The sequence below is a fragment of the Thermomicrobium sp. genome, from assembly GCF_053493975.1.
Map to the genome: position 1 here is coordinate 26,896 of NZ_JBRBZA010000035.1, position 16,646 is coordinate 43,541.

The 16,646-nt window shown below is 65.2% G+C and carries 13 protein-coding genes; 7 read left to right on the forward strand and 6 right to left on the reverse strand.

Going from position 1 to position 16,646, the window contains the following annotated elements:
- The first annotated feature begins 54 nt into the window (after nucleotides 1–54).
- Nucleotides 55–1,518: an AI-2E family transporter gene (locus tag ACWIVK_RS06595; protein ID WP_448575826.1), complete on the forward strand. Its 1,464-nt coding sequence runs from the start codon at nucleotides 55–57 to the stop codon at nucleotides 1,516–1,518.
- A complete protein-coding gene (locus ACWIVK_RS06600) occupies nucleotides 1,515–2,987 on the forward strand; it encodes an aldehyde dehydrogenase family protein (protein WP_448575827.1) in 1,473 nt (490 codons plus the stop codon). The genes ACWIVK_RS06595 and ACWIVK_RS06600 overlap by 4 nt, the downstream gene beginning before the upstream one ends.
- 866 nt (nucleotides 2,988–3,853) lie before the next feature.
- Here ACWIVK_RS06600 and gmd read toward each other — a convergent pair.
- A complete protein-coding gene (gene gmd / locus ACWIVK_RS06605; RefSeq protein ID WP_448575829.1) occupies nucleotides 3,854–4,870 on the reverse strand; it encodes a GDP-mannose 4,6-dehydratase in 1,017 nt (338 codons plus the stop codon).
- An 86-nt stretch (nucleotides 4,871–4,956) separates the two neighbouring features.
- On the reverse strand, nucleotides 4,957–5,877 hold the full coding sequence (locus ACWIVK_RS06610; protein WP_448575830.1) for a DMT family transporter: 921 nt from the start codon (nucleotides 5,875–5,877) through the stop codon (nucleotides 4,957–4,959).
- Between the two features lie 182 nt (nucleotides 5,878–6,059).
- Here ACWIVK_RS06610 and ACWIVK_RS06615 point away from each other — a divergent pair, with 182 nt between their 5' ends.
- Nucleotides 6,060–6,464, forward strand: coding sequence for a DUF2203 family protein (locus ACWIVK_RS06615; protein WP_448575831.1), 405 nt, complete (start codon nucleotides 6,060–6,062; stop codon nucleotides 6,462–6,464).
- A 25-nt stretch (nucleotides 6,465–6,489) separates the two neighbouring features.
- On the opposite strand, the gene ACWIVK_RS06620 is transcribed toward ACWIVK_RS06615, so the two are convergent.
- Nucleotides 6,490–7,128 (reverse strand): pyridoxamine 5'-phosphate oxidase family protein, encoded by a 639-nt coding sequence (locus ACWIVK_RS06620; protein ID WP_448575899.1) that lies wholly within the window; start codon nucleotides 7,126–7,128, stop codon nucleotides 6,490–6,492.
- Between the two features lie 211 nt (nucleotides 7,129–7,339).
- On the opposite strand from ACWIVK_RS06620, the gene ACWIVK_RS06625 reads away from it, so the two are divergent.
- Together ACWIVK_RS06625 and ubiE are read left to right on the forward strand one after the other, a co-directional pair.
- Nucleotides 7,340–7,930, forward strand: a complete 591-nt coding sequence (locus ACWIVK_RS06625; protein ID WP_448575832.1) for a YbhB/YbcL family Raf kinase inhibitor-like protein — start codon at nucleotides 7,340–7,342, stop codon at nucleotides 7,928–7,930.
- Nucleotides 7,931–7,955: 25 nt separating this feature from the next.
- Nucleotides 7,956–8,729 carry a bifunctional demethylmenaquinone methyltransferase/2-methoxy-6-polyprenyl-1,4-benzoquinol methylase UbiE gene (gene ubiE, locus ACWIVK_RS06630; RefSeq protein WP_448575834.1) on the forward strand — a complete coding sequence of 258 codons (774 nt, stop codon included), beginning with the start codon at nucleotides 7,956–7,958 and terminating at the stop codon, nucleotides 8,727–8,729.
- An 81-nt stretch (nucleotides 8,730–8,810) separates the two neighbouring features.
- Here the strand turns inward: ubiE and pepF are convergent, their stop codons facing one another.
- The gene (gene pepF, locus ACWIVK_RS06635; protein ID WP_448575835.1) at nucleotides 8,811–10,634 is read right to left on the reverse strand and encodes an oligoendopeptidase F; all 1,824 of its coding nucleotides are present in this window, start codon (nucleotides 10,632–10,634) and stop codon (nucleotides 8,811–8,813) included.
- A gap of 861 nt (nucleotides 10,635–11,495) precedes the next feature.
- On the opposite strand from pepF, the gene ACWIVK_RS06640 reads away from it, so the two are divergent.
- Complete coding sequence (locus ACWIVK_RS06640; protein ID WP_448575836.1) at nucleotides 11,496–12,746, forward strand: ABC transporter substrate-binding protein; 1,251 nt, start codon at nucleotides 11,496–11,498, stop codon at nucleotides 12,744–12,746.
- A gap of 168 nt (nucleotides 12,747–12,914) precedes the next feature.
- Nucleotides 12,915–13,670, forward strand: coding sequence for a M55 family metallopeptidase (locus ACWIVK_RS06645; RefSeq protein ID WP_448575837.1), 756 nt, complete (start codon nucleotides 12,915–12,917; stop codon nucleotides 13,668–13,670).
- Here ACWIVK_RS06645 and ACWIVK_RS06650 read toward each other — a convergent pair.
- Together ACWIVK_RS06650 and ACWIVK_RS06655 are read right to left on the reverse strand one after the other, a co-directional pair.
- A complete protein-coding gene (locus ACWIVK_RS06650) occupies nucleotides 13,662–14,177 on the reverse strand; it encodes a hypothetical protein (RefSeq protein ID WP_448575838.1) in 516 nt (171 codons plus the stop codon). The genes ACWIVK_RS06645 and ACWIVK_RS06650 overlap by 9 nt on opposite strands.
- A gap of 991 nt (nucleotides 14,178–15,168) precedes the next feature.
- The gene (locus tag ACWIVK_RS06655; protein WP_448575839.1) at nucleotides 15,169–16,512 is read right to left on the reverse strand and encodes a DUF2851 family protein; all 1,344 of its coding nucleotides are present in this window, start codon (nucleotides 16,510–16,512) and stop codon (nucleotides 15,169–15,171) included.
- Nucleotides 16,513–16,646: the final 134 nt, after the last annotated feature.

Genomic DNA, 16,646 nt, shown 5'->3' on the forward strand with positions numbered 1-16,646 from the left:
GATCCTCCCTCCGCTGGCAAGGCAGAGGGCTGGAACGGGGCGAGTCCGAACAGCATGCACGTGCTCGATCGCGTCCGGCAGTCCCGTGAACTCCTTCTCGTCACCGCGCTCGTCGCGCTCGTTCTCGGCTGGGCCCTGCTCCACCTCGCCCATATCCTTACCCCCTTCATCGTCGCCGCCGTCTTCGCGTATCTGGTTCACCCGCTCGTCGATTGGCTCGAGCGACGCCTCCATCTCCCTCGCATCGCCGTTGTCTTCCTGCTCTACCTCGTCCTCATCGGCCTGCTGATTCTCGGTGGACTCTTGGTCGCTCCCTCGCTCGTCCAGCAAGCGCAGGCTCTGGCCACGACGATTCCCCGTGTCGTCGAGACGATCGAACAGCGGCTCGCTCGTGCACCCGAACTCCGTTTCGGCGAACTCGCCATCGACACGCGGGCGCTCTTGGATCGCTTGGCCTCTGCTGCCCAGTCGCTCGCCGAGCGGTTCAGTCGAGAAGCGGTTCCGCTGGTCCTCGCGACGGTGGAAGCGCTCATCAAGTCGTTGGTCTTCTTCCTCGTCAGCTTTTACGGACTCTTGCAGGGCCGCGCATTGGTCGCGCGCCTGCGAACACTCGCGCCTCGCCGGCACCAAAGGACAGTGAGCCGGATCCTCGGTCAAGTCGACGCGACCTTCCGGGCCTATATCCGTGCTCAGCTCGTCCTCTTCGCGATCATGGCGACGGCCACCTACATTGCGCTCACCGTCTTGGAGGTCAAGTACCGACTCGCTTTGGCCATTGGCACCGGGCTGCTCGAGCTCATCCCCTTCATCGGTCCGTGGACTGCTGGTGCCATCGCCGTGAGCGTGGCCTTGACACAGGGGACCGCGCCCTTCGGCTGGTCCTCCCTCCAGCTCGCGGTCGTCGTCGCGCTCGTCTACCTAGTTCTGCGCCTGCTCGAGGATCATTTCGTCATCCCCCAACTCGTCGGCCATTTCGTCCGGCTGCACCCGGTCGTTGTCCTCTTCGGGGTCCTGGCCGGTGCCAGCGTCGCGGGTATCCTCGGCCTCCTCCTCGCTGTCCCAGTGCTCGCTGCGCTCAAGATCGTCCTGCTCACCGTGCTGGAGGAACTACGCCACCCGCCACCACGCCAAATCCTCGTGCTGCGCGACCGCTCGCTCCTGCCTGCTCTGCCCGACTGGATCGCGACTGCTCCGGCTCGACGCGATGTCGTTCTGCTCGTGCCGCCCGGTGTCGTGGTCTGGGACGATCTTCCGCTCCTGCAGGCAGCGAGCCGCTTCGCCCTCGACCACGATGTCGAGGTACTCGTCGTCACCCCTGATCCGGTCGCCTCCAGCTTGGCCACAGCTGTCGGACTGCGGGTCGTTTCGCGCTTGCCGGACGGTTGGGGCGCGGATGCCGAACTGCTCTTCTCCTTCGACATCTCTCGATCGGCTGCGCGTGAGCGGCCCATGCCGGTGACCTCGCCGGTCGGGCCGGTCCGAGAAAACGCTGCGGAACCGAAGGAGGGTGTGCCATGACGACGAGAACAGTCCGGCGCTATCGGAACTACATCGGTGGCGAATGGGTCGAGCCAGCCAGCGGCGAATACCGACCCGATATCGATCCGGCCGATAGCCGTACCGTGCTCGGCGAATTCCCTCGCTCGACGACCGAAGACGTCGATCGAGCGGTCGAAGCAGCCGCGGCTGCCTTCCCGGCCTGGAGCAGCCTCTCTGGTCCGCAGCGAGCGGCCATCCTCCACAAAGCCGCCAACATTCTGGAAGCGCGTGCTCGGGAGATCGGCGAGGCACTGACCCGCGAGGAAGGCAAGACGATCGGCGAGGGAGTGGGCGAAGTCTTGCGCGGCGTGGCCATTCTACGCTATTTCGCGGGAGAGCCGCTCCGTCCGCTCGGAGAAGTCTACTCCGCGACCAACCCGGAGACGTTCCTCTACACCGAGCGCGTCCCGCTCGGTGTCGTCGGGATCATCACCCCGTGGAACTTCCCGGTGGCTATCCCGCTTTGGAAGCTGGCACCTTGCCTTGCGTTCGGGAACACTGCCGTCTTCAAGCCGGCCGAACTCACCCCGCTCACTGCCCATCTCATCACGGAAGTGTTCGTCGAGGCTGGTCTGCCACCCGGTGTCCTCAACCTCGTCCATGGCCCCGGCCCGGTCGTCGGCGAAGCGATCGCGCGCCATCCCAAAGTCGTGGCCGTGAGCTTCACTGGTTCCAACGCCGTCGGGCGGCACCTCTACCACATCGCCAGCGAGCGCGGAGCCAAGGTGCAGCTCGAGCTCGGCGGCAAGAATCCGGTCATCGTCGCTGAGGATGCCGATCTCGACTTCGCGGTCGAACTGACCACCTCCGGTGCCTTCCGTTCGACCGGCCAGAAGTGCACCGCCACCTCGCGCGTCATCGTCCTCGAGCCGCTTCTCGGCGAGTTCACCACCCGACTGGTCGAGCGCGCTCGGAGTCTCAAGGTCGGCCCCGGCATCGACCCGAGCGTCTATATGGGCCCGCTCGTCTCGGAGGAGCAGCGGCAGCGCGTGCTGGGTTACATCGAGATCGGCGAGAAGGAGGGAGCGCGGGTCCTCACCGGTGGTCATGAATTGGCCGACGGAGACCTGCGCTATGGCTTCTTCGTCGCTCCCACCGTCTTCACCGATGTCGAGCCCGGCATGCGGATCGCGCAGGAAGAGATCTTCGGCCCAGTGGTCGGCATCATCCGCGCCCGCAACTTGGACGAGGCGATCGAGATCGCGAATGGGGTACCCTATGGCCTCTCAGCCTCGATCGTCACCCGCGATATCCGCCGTGCCTTCGCCTTCGCACGCCGTATCCAAGCTGGCGTGGTCCATATCAATTCCGAGACAGCTGGTGCCGAGCCGCACGTCCCCTTCGGCGGTATGAAGGCGTCTAGTTCCTGGTCGCGCGAGCAAGGTCGGGCTGCCCTCGAGTTCTTCACGCAGGTCAAGACGGTCTATTTCGACCTACCACCGGCTTGAACTGCGCACCCCGGTGTCTCTTCACCTCGCGCAGCTCGCCGCGCGCCTGCCGGCCTCGGGCGGGCCAATCGTTCGCTCGGATCGAGGCCGGGACTGGGTACTCCACCCGGCCTCGCCCTCGCACGGTTGCGGGACTATCGCTCTCACCATCGTACTGCACGGTCGATCTGCTTCGCTGGCGCTCCGCGACGGGATGTGCCCCTGCCGAGTCGAGAGCCCCGCTCGGCGTCGACAAAAAACGGGTGGCAGCTGGGCACCTCGCGTCTTTCTGAGAGGGACACGCTGAACGTGAATCGGAAAAGCGTGGCCTGATGGGCGGGTGATCGTACGGTCGTCCGGATTCATGGACCGGAGAGCGTCACGATATCCTGTGCGCTCGTGTGAAGGGCACTTGCTGTTCCTGAACGCGCTGAGGCTGAAGTCGAAGTGTACGGAGACATCGGTCCACGCATTCCGCACGGCGGTCCGACCACTGAGCTCCTCGTCGGTCCCGGTCGACCGGAATCCCCGGTCAAAACGATCGCTCGGCCCGGTTCTGGTCAAAGCTCTCCGAGTGGCGCTGCCGAGGTGCTCTGCCGGAAGACCGTGGCTGGTGCTCTGTGCCGTGACTCGTTGACTTTGTCCATTAGCAGTCTCACCCACGCACTTTCGCGATACGACAAGTAAAGCGATCGCCATTGTCGGTCCCTCGGGACCGAGACGTGGATGCCACGTCAGTCTTGGAAAGTGCACTGGCTTCGGCCCCTCGAGTCGGCTTGGCTCAAGACACGAGTCTCTCACTCCCGCCCGGAGGGTTTTCGGTCCAGAGCTGTCTTCGAAACTACCCGTCGACTGGTGAACGGAGGTACTGAGAGCTGATTCGTCTCTCAAATCCTCTGCCGCAGGACTGGCGCCACCATCCCCGGAGGCACGTTCTCGCCCTTGAGCAACCGCAGGTCCGCATCCACCATCAGCTCGATCATCTCCTCGAAGCTGACAGTCGGTCGCCAACCGAGTACCGTGCGCGCCTTCGTCGCGTCCGCGACCAGGAGATCCACGTCCGCTGGCCGGAAGAGTGCCGGATCGACGACCACGTAGTCTTCCCAGTTCAGTCCCACGCAGTCGAAAGCGATCTCGCACAGCTGCCTCACTGAGTAGGTCCTCCCTGTACCGACGACGAAGTCGTCCGGCTGGTCCTGCTGTAACATCAGCCACATCGCCTGCACGTAGTCGGGCGCGTAACCCCAATCTCGCCGGGCATCCAGGTTGCCCAGCCGCAGCTCCCTGGCCAAGCCCAGCTTGATCTTGGCCACGCCGTGCGTCACTTTGCGCGTCACGAATTCCAAACCCCGGCGCGGACTCTCATGGTTGAACAAGATTCCCGATACCGCGAACAATCCGTAACTCTCCCGATAGTTGATCGTGATGTAATGCCCGTAGACCTTGCTCACGCCGTAGGGAGAGCGCGGATAGAAGGGTGTGCGTTCGTTCTGCGGAACCTCGACCGCTTTCCCGAACATTTCCGACGAGCTCGCCTGGTAGAACTTGGCGTCCGGCTTGACCAGCCGCACCGCCTCCAGGAGCCGCGTTACCCCCAGTGCCGTGAACTCACCCGTCAGGACCGGTTGCTGCCACGAGGTCGGCACGAACGACTGCGCCGCCAGATTGTAGATCTCGTCCGGCTGGTACGCCTGCACGATTTCGATCAGCGAGAGCTGGTCGAGGAGGTCTCCCTGCACGAGTTCGATTTTGTCCAAGAGGTGCGCGATCCGCCACAACGTCTCGGTGCTCGACCGGCGCTGCATGCCGACTACCCGATAACCCCGTTCGAGCAGGAACTCCGCCAGGTACGAGCCGTCTTGTCCAGTGATTCCTGTGATCAGCGCTGTCTTCTGCTTCGGCATCGCTCGTCTCGGTCCCCCTGCTGCTCGCTCGCTGCGCACCGCGCTCCTGACGACCGGAGCGCTCGTTGGCCAGTGTACCGGATCCGTCAGCGCGCCCTCTCACCCCCGGCGGTCAGTGCCGTCCCCGCGATGACCAAGGTTCCCGCCACGAGTGTCACGAGCGACGGCCGTTCGCTCAGCAGCGAGATGCCCAAAACCACCACGGTTACCGGTTGGAGATACAGATAGACACTGGCGGTCGCGGCACGAACACGACGGAGTCCAGCATTCCAGAACGCGTAACCGAGTCCGGTGCACACCACACCCAGATACAGCGTGATCAGGGTGGACTCCATTGTCCAGCGTGCTCGTCCCCCGCCCAGGTACTCGAGCCCAGCCGCCAGAGCGAGGACGAGCGTGCCAGCCGCCATCATGTGAAAGGTCGCTGCCAAGGGCGTCCAGTTCAGCAGGAGGCGGCGCCCCAGGAGCGTATAGGCGGTCCAGGCAACCGTGATGGACAGCGCGAGCAGGTTTCCGATCCATGCACCACCGATGCTGTCCTGCGCCGACGCCACGGTCATCCAGGTGGCTCCCACTGCCGCCAACCCGATCCCGGCGATCTGTCGCGTTCCCAGGCGCTCCTGCAGGAACAGCCACCCACCCACTGCCGTCAAGGCGGGATACGGCAGGCTCAGGAACGAGGCAGCGGTCGCTGTCGTCCACTGCAACGCCAGGTTCAGACCGATGTAGAAGTAGGCGACCCCCAGCACGCCCAGCCCTGCGAGCCTGATCCAGGCGCTCAGCCGTGCCCGCAGTGATTCGCCAGCCAGCTTCGCCAGGACTCCCAAGACGACAGTCGCCGACAGCGCACGCAAAAATCCCAGGAGAAGCGGTGGGACGTCTCCGACGATCGCGCGTGTTCCGATATACGATGATCCCCACAGCACAGCCGTCGTTGCCAGCAGCAGGTGCCCGCCGATCGTGTGCTGGCTCGCTGTGCGCTGGTCGGCGATCGCTGGCCCTCGCATGGCACCCTCCAGTCCCCCGCGCCCCCTCGATGGTAAACTCCCTCCGGCCGGACGGCGACTCTTCGGCCGGTAGCGAGCGCCGGAGGCGAGCCCAGCTCGAACGATCGCCCGTGACCAGCGCAGCACGCTCAGGTTGCTGTCTATCTCCTAGGAAAACGGTCGCGAGAGGCTGCGGTCGAGCGATGGAGCAGAAAGAACGCCGTTACTTCACGGTCGAAGAGGCACGCGCACTCGTCCCACGCTTGCGGGGCTTGCTCGTCGCGCTCCAGGCGGAAAAACGCGAACTCGATCGATTACTCGCCGAACTCCGCCGACTGGCACCACTCGCCTTCTTGAACGGTCATGGTGCCCAGCTGGAACGCATCGAGCGGCGAGTCGCCGAGCTGACCCGCTCGATCCGCGAGAAGGTGCGGGTCATTCACCAGCTCGGGGTCGAGGTCAAGGATCTCGATATGGGTATCGTCGACTTTCCGAGCCTCCGCGACGGCCGCGAAGTCTACTTGTGTTGGAGGGTCGACGAGCCGACCGTCTCGTACTGGCACGACCTGGATGCCGGGTTTCGCGGGCGCCAGCCGCTGGAGGAATGAGGGCGTGCCACGTCGTCCGTGCACGTCACTCCTTTAAGGGTACGATGCCGGCCGTGCCTGGCGCCGTCGGATCGGTATCGTATGGGCCACGCGGTCCACCACGACGGGCCTTCGCGCTCCACTCCCCGATCACGATCTCGACGAGCAGCGTCGCCGCCAGTTGCTGAGCCGTCGCAGGCTGATAATCGACCCCAGCACGGCGCCCGGGAAAGTACCGTTCCGTCATCGCCTCGAAGATCGTCCGTTGCTCGGCTTCGTCCTCGATGACGTGAGCCCGGCCGAAACGAACGACACTACGGTAGTTCATCGAATGGTGGAAGGCAGTTCGTGAGTAGACCAGTCCATCGACGACTGTCACGGTGACACTGACTGGGGCACCACTCGCCAGCACCTGTATCAGCCGGCTCTCCCGCGCGCCATGGAGGTACAACCGGTTCGGTCGCTGCGGGTCATAGTGATACGACATCGGGATGACGAACGGTTGGCCGTCTTCGCAGAAGCCGACATGCGCAACCATTCCAGCAGCGAGGATGGCTGCTGCTTCGTCCGGTACGGCGCGTTCCGGATGCCGCCGGACGACGCGGCGTGACAGTGCATGTGCCTCCGTCGTTCCTCCCCGAGTTCGTCCGACCGATGGAGTATATGCGCCGGTGCGCTCGCTGATCTGGTGCTGCGTTGGGGAATCCGTGCTGTCGGGGGGTTCGTGCCCCGACCTGCGGCAAGGTTCCCGGCTACCGGTTCCGAATGAAGCTGGTGCCAGGCTGACGACCGTGCTCGGACGATCTTCCTCCGCGGGCCTTCCTGCGGTAGGCTCAGAACGGTCGATACGGGCGTTCGTTGGCTAAACCATGCGACCTCGCTTCTGCATCGCACGAATGTGGACCCGGCTTCTGGCCTTCCGTTGGAGCCTCACCGACCTCGCTCTCGCGGTGGTCGTAGGGAGTCTCGGTTGCGCGACCGCAGGCACTAGTCCGACCGTTCCACCCGCAGCCGTCCGCATCCAGCTGACCAGCCCGGCCTTTACCACAAGCGGTGCCCTGCCGACCGAGTACACCTGCGACGGCCCTGATCGTTCCCCACCGCTCAGCTGGTCGGAACCGCCTCCTGGGACGGCCGCGTTCGTCCTGGTCGTCGAGGATCCCGATGCTCCCGGTGGAACCTTCACTCACTGGCTCCTCTACGTTCTCCCCGCGGCGACTCGCTCCCTCCCGCCGGCCGTACCGCCCGACGAGACACTCCAAAGCGGTGCGCGGCAAGGCCGGAATGACTTCGGGACGGTCGGTTACCGCGGACCGTGTCCCCCGCCTGGTCGACCGCACCGGTACGTGTTCCGCCTGTACGCGCTCGATCGCCCGACTGGCCTCCCACCTGGAGCACAGCGGAACGAGATTCTGCGTGCTCTCGAGGGGCATATCCTGGCTATCGGTGAACTGGTCGGCACCTACGGTCGTGAGCCGGTGCGTTAGTATTGTCGATGGAAAGGGAGACGCGATGCCCCGCCGTGGTGCACTGCAACCGCCAGCGGAAGTCCGGCGTATGTTCGACCGGATCGCCCCGCGCTACGACGTCATGAACCGGCTCATGACGTTCGGCCGCGACGTGACCTGGCGCCGAGCAGCTGCCCGTGCCGCCCTCGCCCACCAGCCAGCAGTCGTGCTCGATGTCGCGACGGGTACCGGGGACCTCGCCTTCGAGCTCGCTGCTCAAGGTGCTGCGCGCGTCGTCGCGCTCGACTTCAGCCGGACGATGCTTCGGCACGCCGCGCGCAAGCGCTCCGCGTCTGGTCTCGATCGGGTCACGCTCCTCTGCGGGGACGCGATGCGCCTCCCGTTCCGCGATGCCTCGATCGATGCCTGTACGATCGGCTTCGGATTGCGCAATTTTCCGGATTACGAGGCAGCGATCCACGAACTCGCCCGCGTCGTGCGCCCCGGCGGCGTCCTTGTGATTCTGGAGACGACGCCTTTCCAAGGACCGCTCGCTTCCCTGCTTCGACTCTATTTCGACTGCTTTGTCCCCTGGCTCGGTGGCCTGGTCAGTGGTGACCGGGCAGCGTACAGCTATCTCCCCCGCTCGACAGCTGCCTTCCCTACAGCTAGCGAGCTTACGGCGCTCCTACGAGCGGCCGGTTTCGCTTCCGTGCAGGTCCGCAAACTCATGGCCGGTACCGTCGCGCTCCATATCGCGGTGCGCGCCGAGGGTGGACAGCCCGCGGGTGATGCGGTGCGAGCTGTACCTGGGTTGACGGAGGCCGCGCGCCACTGAACGACCCGGCGAGCCGGCGTGCGTTGCCAGCACAAACGGTCGGCGAACCTTCTTCCTCCCTGACGGGTCGCACTGCCTCCCTCAGGCTGACTGCAGTATCCCGAGTTGCGTCAGTGCCTCCTCGAGGGTGACGAGATCCTGCTCCATCGTCGCGAAAGCAGCCAGATACGGCTCCGGCTTCGTCAGATCGACTCCCGCATCGCGCAGCAGGTCGAGCGAATCCTTCGACGATCCTGCGGCCAGGAATCGCAGGTAGCGCTGCCGCGCGTCCTCGTCTCCGCCCAGGACACTCCGTGCGAGCGCCGTCGCTGCTACCAACCCGGTCGCATACTGGTACACGTAGAACGCACGATAGAAGTGCGGTACCCGGCTCCACTCGTGCCGGACCTCGTCGTCCACTCCCAAGTCCGGCCCGTAATACTCGCTGATCAGGCGACCGTACAGCTCGCACAGCCCGTCCGCGCTCAACCCTTCTCCTCGCTCCACAGCCTGGTGCGTCAGGAGCTCGAACTCGGCGAAGAGCGTTTGCCGGAAAAGCGCGATGCGGAAGGTATCCAAAGCATCGTTGACGAGCGCGGCCCGATCCCGCGCATCGGTCGCTCGTTCCAGGAGTGCATAAGTGAGCAGGCGCTCGTTGAAGGTCGACGCGACTTCGGCGACGAAGATCGTGTACTCAGCGGTCGGATGGGGTTGCGCCCGCGAGCTGAAGTAGGAATGCATGGCATGCCCCACCTCGTGCGCCAGCGTGAACACCTCGCGCAGCGTGCCGTTCCAGTTCAGCAAGATGTACGGGTGGACACCGTACACCCCCAGGCTGTAACCACCGGACCGCTTGCCGACCGTCTCGTGGACATCGACCCACCGGCTCGCGAGCCCCTGTTGCAAGGGCTCGATGTACTCTGACCCGAGCGGACGGAGCGCTGCCAGGACGAGCTCGCGCGCTTCGGCATACGTGTACCGGTGATCTGCTCGCTCCACCAGCGGTACGTACAAATCGTAGGTTCGGAGACGCTCCAGGCCGAGCACCCGCTTGCGCACCGCTAGATACCGCTGCAGGAGATGGCGGTGCTGGCGGACGAGGTCGATGAGTGTCGTGTAGACCTCGAGCGGGATGTTGTCCGGGTGGAGGGCTGCTGCGAGGGCCGACTCGTAGTGTCGGGCTCGTGCATAGAACGTATCGCGCTGGTTCGCGGCGCTCAGGAGCGCAGCGAGCGTGTGCCGGTGGGCGATGTAGGGGGCGTGGAAGACCTGGTAGGCCTCCTGGCGCACCCGCCGCTCGCGCCGCTCGAGCAAGAGTTGATAGCGGCCTTTCGTGAGCTCGACCGTTGTCCCGTCGATGTCCGTCACCGTGCCGTACCGGATGTCGGCATTGTCGAGCAAGGTGAAGGCCGTCGCTGGTGCCTGTGCGAGCGGCATCGTCTCGGCGAGAAGCTGCTCGACCTCCGCGGAGCGCACATGCGGGCGCTCTCGCACCAGCCGTTCCAGGAGTCGTCGGAACGGAGCGAGACCCGGTTCCTGTTCGAGCAGACCCAAGAGGGCCGCGTCGTCATAGCTGGTCAGGAGTTCCGGTGCGATCCACGCCGAGGCGCGGCTCGCCACCGTGCCGAGGTGGACAGCTCGCTCGTATCGCTCGGCCGCGGCCGTGTCGCGCGTGTCCTGATCCCGCGCGAGCAGGGCATAGGCGAAAAGCTTGTTCACCCGCTGGTCGAGTTCGTCGGCCAGGGTCAGGACCTCGAGGACCTGCCGCGGTCCCTGCTGCAGGGTTCCACGCAAGGATTCCAGCTTGGCGAGTTCCGCGAGCACTGCCTCGCGCTCTCTTTCCCATTCCTCCGGACTGGCGAAGAGATCAGCGAGGTTCCAGGTCTCTTCGATCGGTACCGCATCGCGTGTCAAGACCACGGTCATGAATTCCTTTCCTCTGCTCATGTCGTTTCGCTCACATCCTACTCGTTCCTGCGTTCCAGTGATCGCTCCCGAGCAGTCTGCGTTACCTGTTCGTGAGGGTTGGTTCCAGGGCAACGACTGGCCGCGACATCTCGACATCGCCGGCAGATTGGGCGAGACGAGCCGAATCTGCCGCGCCCTCGCTACCGGTGGCTGCACTGATGCGTCCCGTGAGCGAGTCGCCTGGAAAGCTGAGCCGGGAGGGTCTCGGCGAACGACTGGGCAGATCGAGCGGTCCTGGTCGCAATGTGGGAAGCCGCTGTCCAGGCTGTCCAGTCGGTCTGTTTCGGTACTCGACGTGGACGCGAAGGCGTTCATCGTGTCTCGGGCACGACGCTGTCGGTCGACAAGCGAGCGATCGTGCGAGTCTGCCACCTGAATTCGCCTGTTTCTGCTCCTGCCGGTCGTACCCGATGAGCCAGGTCATGCCTCAGTGCTGTGTAGATCCAAGCAGTCGAGAAGCGACTGAACTGATGAAAGGCCCAGGCGAGCGCTGGTCTTGTCTGGGAAAGGAAGCACGAGAGCCATGGTTGCACGAGAGGAAATCTTGACACCTATACGGTGCATGGATAAAGTTGTAGTCGGTTCACCCTCGCGCGAGGGGCTTATGAGCCACCGGCGAGAATCTCGGGCGCACGAGCGGTGCGAGTGACGAGAGCGGTCGCGAGTGCCTCGAGTGAACGGCTGCGAGGGACGACTGTCGTGTCGCGCTGTCCGTTGGTTGTCGTGCCAGTAGGAGGAGGAGACAGGAGGAGACAGGATGAATCGCCGGCGTTTTCTCGAGTTTTCGGTATCCGCGCTCGCCAGCAGTCTTCTCGCGGCTTGTGGCGGTGGTGCAAGCCCGACACCGACACCCACGACAGCACCATCCCGACACCAGCCAGTGCACCGGTTCAGACTCCAGCAGCTGCAGCTTCACCGACTCCTCAGGCCGCTGTCACGCCGACCATCGCGCGGCCGGCAACCCCCTTCAAGATCGGTGTGGTGGTGGCTCAAACGGGGAACCTGGCATCGTCCGGACGGCGCCACATCGAGGGGATGCAGCTCGCACTCGACGAGTTGGGCAACACCGCTGCTGGTCGTCAATTGCAACTGTTGCCAGCCGATTCGGCTGGGAATCCGGATCAGGCGAAGACGCACGTCCGGCGACTCGTCGAGAGCGACAAAGTCGACGTCATCACCGGCTTTACTATCACCCCGGAACTGACTGCGGTGCGAGACTACCTACACGAGCAGAAGCAAGTCACCATCGTGTCGATCGCCGGCTGGCCACCCCTGACCCGGGACCCCAAGGTCCGCAGTCCCTACATCTTCCGCTCCTCCTTCTGCCAGGGGCAGTACGAGTTCATCCAAGCGAAGTGGGCTTATGAGAAGGGTGGTTATCGGAATATCGCCCTCATGGCCCCCGACTACACGACTGGCCGAACGGTCGCACAAATCTTCGGCGATTACTTCAAGAAGTCGGGCGGTCAGCTTGCTGCTGAGGTCTTCCCGCCACTCGACACGACCGACTTCGGTCCCTATCTCCAGCGCATCCTTCAGGATGCTGCCAACGCCGATGCCGTCTGGGCCTGGTTCATTGGGGCCGATGCCATCCGCTTCATGACCCAGTACCAGGAGTTCGGCCTCAAGGATCGATATCCCCTGCTCGGCGGCGCCGAAGTCGGCGATGATCCCTATCTCCCGGAGGTCGGCGAAGCAGCTCTCGGCATCGTCAGTGCGATCAACTATGCAGCACGTTATGATCGGCCGCAGAACAAAGAGTTTGTCGCTAAGTTCCAGCAGAAGTTCAACCGTCTCCCAGGCCACCTGGAGTACTGGGGCTACATCACTGTCATGATCCTCGCCCATGCTCTGGAGACCGTGAACGGGGATACCAGCGACAAAGATGCCTTCCTGCAAGCGATCCGCAATGTCCGATTCCAGGGGCCGATGAACGAAGTTCGCTTCCACCCCGAAGCCCAGGGCGTGATCACCACGGTGCTCGTGCGCCGCGTCGAAAAGTTGCCCGATGGGACGCTCGGCAACGTGGTGCTCGACGAGTATCCGAACATCGACGATCTCTCCTTCTGACCGGGCCGTCCCGGATTCGCGCTACCGGCGGTCCCGGGTGCTTTCGCCCGGGACCGCTCTGTTTTGGTCGACTCATCGCGTCGGCTCGCCGTCGTTTCGTCGATCGCCTCTGGCCGGTCTCCCCGGTATGCTTGCCCTCGATCGGTCAGTGAGCCCTGCGGAGGTCGAATGGAACTCGTCATCGTCGCTGACCTGGAGGGGATGTCCGGTATCACCGAGCGCGCCTGGTGCGATCCAGCTCATCCGGAGTACGCGCGTGCCCTGCAGCAGTACGCCGAGGACGTGCGCGCGGTGAGCCAGGCCGCTCGCGCCTTCGGGATCGCTCGGATTCGCCTTCTCGATTGGCACGGACGCACCATCCCACCCGACTTGGTCACCAGTGACATCGAGCCGATGCTGCTCCCGCTCGACCGACAGCCGCGCTTGGCGGTCCTGTTGGGTTTTCACGCCCGCGGCGACGCTCCTCGTGCTTTCGCCCCCTGCACCCTTCTTCCCGGGCTGTCGATCGGGTGGGATGGTCGACCAGCTGGGGAACTCGCGCTCGCCAGTCGGTGGCTCGGTGAGCAGGGTATTCCGCTCCTGCTCGTCTCCGGCGACCGCGCGCTGACTGCGGAAGCGGAACTCTGGACCGATCAGACGACAGCCATCGCTGTGAAACTGGCTCGATCTCCGGATCGCGCTGAGTGTCTTCCACCGGATCGTGCCCGGGCTGCCCTCGGCGAGGCGCTGCAGCGTGTCCTGGCCCGCCGCTCCTGGTGGTGGGTCTACCGGCCCTCCTCGCCGGTCGAGGTGACCGTCAGTGTTCCCAGTGGCAGTCGGGAGCGTCTGGTCGTCTCGTCCATGAACGAACTGTTCCACCGACTGGATGACCTCGTGGAGCGGGCGGGTGGTATCCCGACGCTCGCTCGCCTCGCGTCATCCTGAGTCGTCCGTCCCGAACCCACGCTCCTCGAGTTCGGCCAGCAGTCGCTGGATCGCCGGGGGGAGTTCGGGCATTGTCTCGTTGCTCGCGCTCGCTGCGCGCTGCCGTCCGTTGGCCAAGGCGGCGAGTTCTTGCCAGCGCATGACCGGCACGATCCCCAATTCAGTGGCGAGGACGAGCGCGTCGAGCCCCATGGTCTCGAGCGTCGTCATACCTGTACTGCTCCGGACGACGAGGTGGGCGCGCAGGATCTGCTCCTCGTCCACTCGGAGCACGATCTGCTCGACCTCCCCTCCTGTCGCGCGCAGGAGTTGGCTTGCCAGGCGCGCGAGGCGCCGCTGGGTTCGCTCGACGGTGCAGGCGCAGGAGGAGAAGGCCCGCGCCTCCTCGACATCGGCCGATACCGCGAACCAGGAGTCGGTGCCCAGCCCGCGCAAGAGGACGAGCGGCTGCCCATGCTGCTGCGACCAGCTGATCCCTTGGACGACGATCGGAACCAGATCGTTCATCGCCCCACTCCTCGCACGATTGGCCGTCGCGGTGTTCCGGTCGCTTCCTTCGGTCGTGACTGCCTCTTCCATCGAAACGCAGCGGGTCGAGTAGGCGAACCCGCTGTGCAGTGTCGTCGCTCATGACGCCTCTGATATTCGGTGGCCAGTCTGGGCGGTTGGCCGGCTCCCCCGCGGCGTGGGCCGACCAGACTGCTCCCGTCTGCGCACCGTGCGGAGACTGCCTGCCGTTGTGTTCGGGGACGCTGCCCTCGTCGACGGGACACCTTGCCTGGCACCGCTCGTTCCGTCGCGGAAGGTCAGCGGAGAGCGCGCCGCGACGACGTACCTTCCCGACATGACCCACTCGGCGTCGATGGTGATCGCCGCAGTGTCCTCCCGCAGCGTTCGTCGTGCGGCGACCTCGGCGCTGCCGACGGCGCAAGCATGCGCCGTCGGCGCGTTCCCGCCCGAGCGACGGCCTTCCCCGAGCAGGTCGCAGTCGAGGAGAGTGTCGCATCGCCCGAGCACCATCGCGCTCTCCCCGACCGAGCGCGGCAACCAGTGAGCGAGTTCGGCTGCATGGCGGAAGCCCGCACCTGCCACCTCCAGGTCGATCGAGTCGGATCGCTCGCCGTCCGCGGACCCCCATTCTCCCTTTCCCTCGCTGCCCGGTGCCGGAGAGTCGGCCCGTGCCGCAAAGCTGCGGAAGCATTCCCAACCAGCGAACGAGCACCGCTCCATTGCGCTGAACGCCTCGCCCCGGAGCGACCACCAAGGCGCGTCGATCGGTAGCGCGTTCGGCAACACAGGCGAACTCCCGCTCGAGCGGACGCACAATCCCGACCCACTTAGTCGGAATTATAACACTGCCCCATCCCCTCGTCGAGGAACCGAGTCCTGGTCGAGTGCGAACCGCCCTCCGGATCGAGACGCGACCTCCCCGAGCGCTCGCGCCAGCGCGCTCGCGCGTGGAGCGGCGTCTCGTGCGACAGGGGCCTCGGATGGGGAATCAGGAGGGTCCTGCTCGGCCTTCTGGCGTACCAGGCAGAGCCGGCTCGCTCGCGGCGGTCCCGGTGACCAGCTGCGCGATGGGACATTCGTAGCAGCGACGCTGACGACAACCCCACCAGTGGAGGTGCAGGACCCCTTGTTCGGCTCGCGCACTCCGGAGCCGGAGAGGACTCGTCCCGCAAATTTGCTCCAACGTTGCCGCGACCAGAGCGTTGCCGCGGCCTGCCGGAAGCTCAGCCCACAGCTGGGCAGCCCGCTCCGCCAGCGCCACATCTTCTGTCCACTCCGCGTAGGCCAGCGTGAAGGGAACCACCACGTTCACGATGATCTCGTGCGCCCGATCGCGTCCGAGCGGTACCGGGCCGCCGGTCAGCCACTCCAGCAGGTGACCTCGTGCCCGCTCGCTCTGGACACGAGTGAGGCAGGTGCCGAGGATCCCTTCGGCACTCGCCGCGACCAGCCCGGCCAGGCTGAGGAGGCGCCGAAGCGGATGATTGGCCGGCCGAACGCCGTCGAGTCGCCAGGTGGAGCGGAGAGCGACCGGACTCGTCGCCTGCCAGGCTCGTTCGATCCGGCACCAGTCGTCGGAGCGAAGCCCGCTGAGGTGGCGCTCGTGGTCCGAGACAGGCAGGAAGCCTGCCGTACCGAGGAGCAGCCCCGCAGCGGTCGGGAAACGATCCTCAGGCGAGAGACGGAGCAGGCGTGCTTCGAGTTCGGCGAGCGGGACCGCTTCGGCGACGAGGCGCATCCCTTCCCGGTTGCGGTGGTAGCCGAGTGCATCGGCGAGCATCCAGTAGAGCGTTTGGGCCGGGGGCTCACCAGCCAAGCGCGCCTGCACACGAGCGACCTTTTCCCGCAGTCGCCGATCGCCCGCTTCCTCGAAAAGCCGATGGAGTTGGTCCGGTGCGCCGACCGCGAGGTGCGGTGCACAGTACGCGAAACCGAGCGCGCCGAGCGGGCGAACCTGCTGCCGGGGAAAGTGCTCGAGTGGACCAGCTAGACTGTCGCGCAAGACCAGCGTGGGCACGCGCTGGCCATCGCGACGGCGGACCGGTTCGCCCAGGTCATCCTCCCAGACGACGTGGAGGACGACCGTCTCGTATGCGGGGTCGTCCTGGTGGCCGTGGGTATACCAGTCGGAGGCATGCAGATGGAGCTCGATATCACCCTGGTGCAACTTTCCCCCGATGTCGAGCAGCGCGCCGGCGAAATCCGGACCGCGGCGATGCGTCCAGATCCCGCGATAGATTGCCGTGACCGTTCGATTCTCGGTCGTCGTGAGGACCCCACTCAGCCACTGGGCCTGCCAGATTTCGGCCAGGAGGAGTTCGTCGAGCTGCATGCCGTCCCCTCCGGATGATGCCTGCAGCATACCGGATGTTCGCTTTTGGCGCTAGGCTCGAGAGCGACTCCGAGGGAACGTGTGGTACCGTCGTGATCGGGTCGAGCTGGCTGGTCTATCGGGTCGGTCGGGCT